Raw genomic sequence first — 3,182 nt, 5'->3', positions numbered from 1 at the left:
TAGCGCATCCTTCCATTCCTGCATGGATAATGCACCATCAATCCCCGGGACCGAACAGAATCCCTACCAATTCAAATTTCAAGTCCGACGCTCTAATTCACGATCTTACACCCTGCGTAAGGCAACTGGCCCCGCGAGAGATCGCGGGGGGCTTTTTTTGTTGGGGCTGATGTGGCTTGCCAACACCCCGTCATCATCGCGAGGAGGTGAAGCCGGCGAAGCAATCCAGAGCGTCGAAACACACCCTCTGGATGGCTTCTCCCCGCTGCGTGGGGCTCTCAATGACGAGTTGAAGGGGCCGGTTAGATCAATCCCGCCAGCGGGCTGCTGGGGTCGGCATATTTGCGTGTGCCCATGCGGCCGGCAAGGTAGGCATCGCGCCCGGCCTCGACCGCCAGCTTCATCGCGCGCGCCATGCGCAGCGGGTCTTTGGCTTCGGCAATCGCGGTGTTCATCAGCACGCCGTCGCAGCCAAGCTCCATCGCCACCGCTGCATCAGATGCGGTGCCAACGCCTGCATCGACCAGCACCGGCACTTTGGCGCCTTCCACGATCAGGCGGATGGTCACGCGATTCTGGATGCCAAGGCCCGAGCCGATCGGCGCGCCCAGCGGCATCACCGCCACCGCTCCTGCATCTTCAAGTTGCTTGGCGGCAATCGGATCATCGGTGCAGTAAACCATCGGCGCGAAGCCTTCCTTGGCCAGCACTTCGGTGGCGCGGATGGTTTCGATCATGTTGGGGTAAAGCGTGCGCGCCTCGCCCAGCACTTCCAGCTTCACCAGATCCCAGCCGCCCGCCTCGCGCGCCAAACGCAGCGTGCGGATCGCGTCTTCGGCGGTAAAGCATCCGGCGGTGTTGGGAAGGTACGTGATCTTTTTGGGATCGATAAAGTCGGTCAGCATCGGCGCTTTGGGATCGGACACGTTGACACGGCGCACCGCCACGGTGACAATTTCCGCGCCAGATGCGGCCACAGCGGCTGCGTTCTGTTCAAAGTCCTTGTACTTGCCGGTGCCCACGATCAGGCGCGAGGTAAAGGTCCGGCCCGCAACGGTCCAAGTGTCTTTTTGCCACGTATCAGAATTGGTCACGTCGGTCTGTCCTCCACCCACAAAATGCACGATTTCCAGCACGTCACCATCGGCTAGTGCCACATTGGCCAGCGTTGATCGCGGCACGATCTCGCCATTATGCTCGACCGCCACTTTGGCCGGGTCCAGTTCAAGGCTACGCACCAGATCGGCAATTGATCCGGGCGCGGCGCGGCGCGGTTCGCCATTGACGGTAAGGGAAAGGGTATCGCTCATGCCGCCCGCTTTAGCGCGGGTGAGGCAGGGTGCAAGCGTGCGCTTTTGTTCAGCGGATCAATGCGCGTGCCGCATGTTGATGATATGCGCGGTTGCCACCAGCAACACGCCACTGACGGTCAGCGCCACTTCGGCGCTGCCATGACCCACCGCAATTGCCCCCGCCATCAGGCAGAGGCCGATGCTGCCAATCACCAGCGGCAAGAAACGGCCATGGCGCAGCGCGCCGATGCCAATTGTGGCGGCGCCGATCACCAACGCAAACACCAGTCCCCAGCGGTGGATATCAGGATTGAGCAGAACTCCGCCGCCCAGCCCTAGCATCCCCACCAGAAACAGCCCAGCCACGCAATGAATCAGGCACAGTCCCGAAAGGAGCACCCCGATCCGGTCAAGCCGGGCACGCAAGGCAATCATGGCATCACTCATCCAATACCCATATATGTTATAGTGTATCATCACGCAAGGGATGGGGCAGATTCAATTTCCGCGCGCTCGCCTCTCTCCCAAGACCCTGCCCAAAGAGCCGTGCCGCCCCGTCAAACAATGCCTCTTGCGCTTTTTCAGGCGCAGGAGCAGTGCCCGACCATATGTTAAACGCTTCTTCGCCCATACTTAAGACCAATGCCCGGTCGCTTGCGCGCTGGCTGTTTATCGTCGCCCTGATGGTGATCGCCATTGTCGCGGTGGGCGGCATTACGCGGCTGACCGAATCGGGCGTTTCGATCACCGAATGGAAGCCTGTCACCGGCACGATCCCTCCGATCACCGATGTGCAATGGCAGGCCGAATTCGCAGCGTATCAGGCCACCCCGCAATACCGGTTGATCAATGGCCCTGCTGGGATGACGCTTGCGGCCTACAAGTTCATCTTCTTCTGGGAATGGGTCCACCGCCTGCTAGCACGCACCATCGGTCTGGTCTTTGCAGCCCCGCTAGTATGGTTCTGGATCAAGGGTAGCATTCCGCAAGGGTACAAGCCGCGCCTTCTTGCGCTGCTGGCGCTTGGCGCGGCACAAGGCGCGGTCGGCTGGTGGATGGTCAAATCGGGCATCGTCAACGATGTGAAAGTCAGCCACTTCCGCCTCGCCACACACTTGCTCGTCGCGCTGTTTACGCTGGGCGGCTTGATCTGGACTGCGCTGGATCTGCTTGCGCTGGCCAAGGGCGAGCGCCGCGCCAAGCTGGGCGGCCTTGGCGGGCTGGCGATTGCGGCGCTGGTCCTGCAATTGTTCTTCGGTGCGCTGGTCGCGGGCATGCGCGCGGGCACATCTGCAGGCGGCGGGTGGTTCAATTGGGACGCATGGCCGCTAATGCAGGGAAGCCTCTACCCCGCTGGCGTCGATTGGGCGCTCGGAGCAGGTCACGCCCTGCTTTCAGACCCCTTCCTCGTCCACTTTATCCACCGCTGGTGGGCATGGGTGGTGGTCGCCGTGCTGGTCGTGGTTGGCAGAGCATTGCGCCCGCTCAACCGTAAAGCCTCAGTGATCCTCCACGCGGTGTTTGGCACGCAAGTCCTTTTGGGTATCCTCACCGTATGGAGCGGTGTTACGCTATGGATCGCCGTGCTGCACCAGTTGGTCGGCGCGCTTTTGGCGGCGGCAACGGTGTGGAGCGCGCATGTGCTGGGCAGCCGTACAACAAGGCGCAAAGTGACCACCGCCTAGCCGCAGAACATGCGGCAACGGCAGTTTAGTTGTCTGATCGCGGAGATTGACGGTGCGGGTTTGATGTGAACCGGTGGGGTTCTTTTGTCCAGCATCTGCAGATGTATTCTAAGGGCGTGAGGGCTTTGAGGGTCTTGAGCCGCTTGGCTAAGTTGTAGGCTGCGATAAAGTTGGCGAGGTACTCGCGCAGTTGGTGGTGGGTCTC

3 protein-coding genes and 1 pseudogene are annotated in these 3,182 nt (G+C 61.1%); 1 reads left to right on the top strand and 3 read right to left on the bottom strand.

The window, feature by feature from the left end; all coding sequences use genetic code 11:
- Window positions 1–302: 302 nt before the first annotated feature.
- A complete protein-coding gene (thiS, locus tag IP81_RS19405; RefSeq protein WP_054109652.1) occupies window positions 303–1,310 on the bottom strand; it encodes a sulfur carrier protein ThiS in 1,008 nt (335 codons plus the stop codon).
- 57 nt (window positions 1,311–1,367) lie between these two features.
- Window positions 1,368–1,739 (bottom strand): MerC domain-containing protein, encoded by a 372-nt coding sequence (locus IP81_RS19400; RefSeq protein WP_054109651.1) that lies wholly within the window; start codon window positions 1,737–1,739, stop codon window positions 1,368–1,370.
- 161 nt (window positions 1,740–1,900) lie between these two features.
- Between IP81_RS19400 and IP81_RS19395 the strand changes: the two genes are divergently transcribed.
- Window positions 1,901–2,977 carry a COX15/CtaA family protein gene (locus IP81_RS19395; protein ID WP_054109650.1) on the top strand — a complete coding sequence of 359 codons (1,077 nt, stop codon included), beginning with the start codon at window positions 1,901–1,903 and terminating at the stop codon, window positions 2,975–2,977.
- Between the two features lie 25 nt (window positions 2,978–3,002).
- Here the strand turns inward: IP81_RS19395 and IP81_RS21475 are convergent.
- A pseudogene (locus IP81_RS21475) lies at window positions 3,003–3,182 on the bottom strand (IS481 family transposase); the annotation flags it as partial.

This window comes from Novosphingobium sp. AAP83 (genome assembly GCF_001295795.1).
Classification (GTDB): domain Bacteria; phylum Pseudomonadota; class Alphaproteobacteria; order Sphingomonadales; family Sphingomonadaceae; genus Novosphingobium.
Note: the sequence above shows the minus strand (reverse complement) of the source record. Positions and strands in the feature narration are given on the sequence as shown.

Bases quoted from the DNA above. Each gene is read 5' to 3' on its own strand.
- IP81_RS19395 (WP_054109650.1), top strand. From the start codon at position 1,901: ATGTTAAACGCTTCTTCGCCCATACTTAAGACCAATGCCCGGTCGCTT.
- thiS (WP_054109652.1), bottom strand. From the start codon at position 1,310: ATGAGCGATACCCTTTCCCTTACCGTCAATGGCGAACCGCGCCGCGCC.
- IP81_RS19400 (WP_054109651.1), bottom strand. From the start codon at position 1,739: ATGAGTGATGCCATGATTGCCTTGCGTGCCCGGCTTGACCGGATCGGG.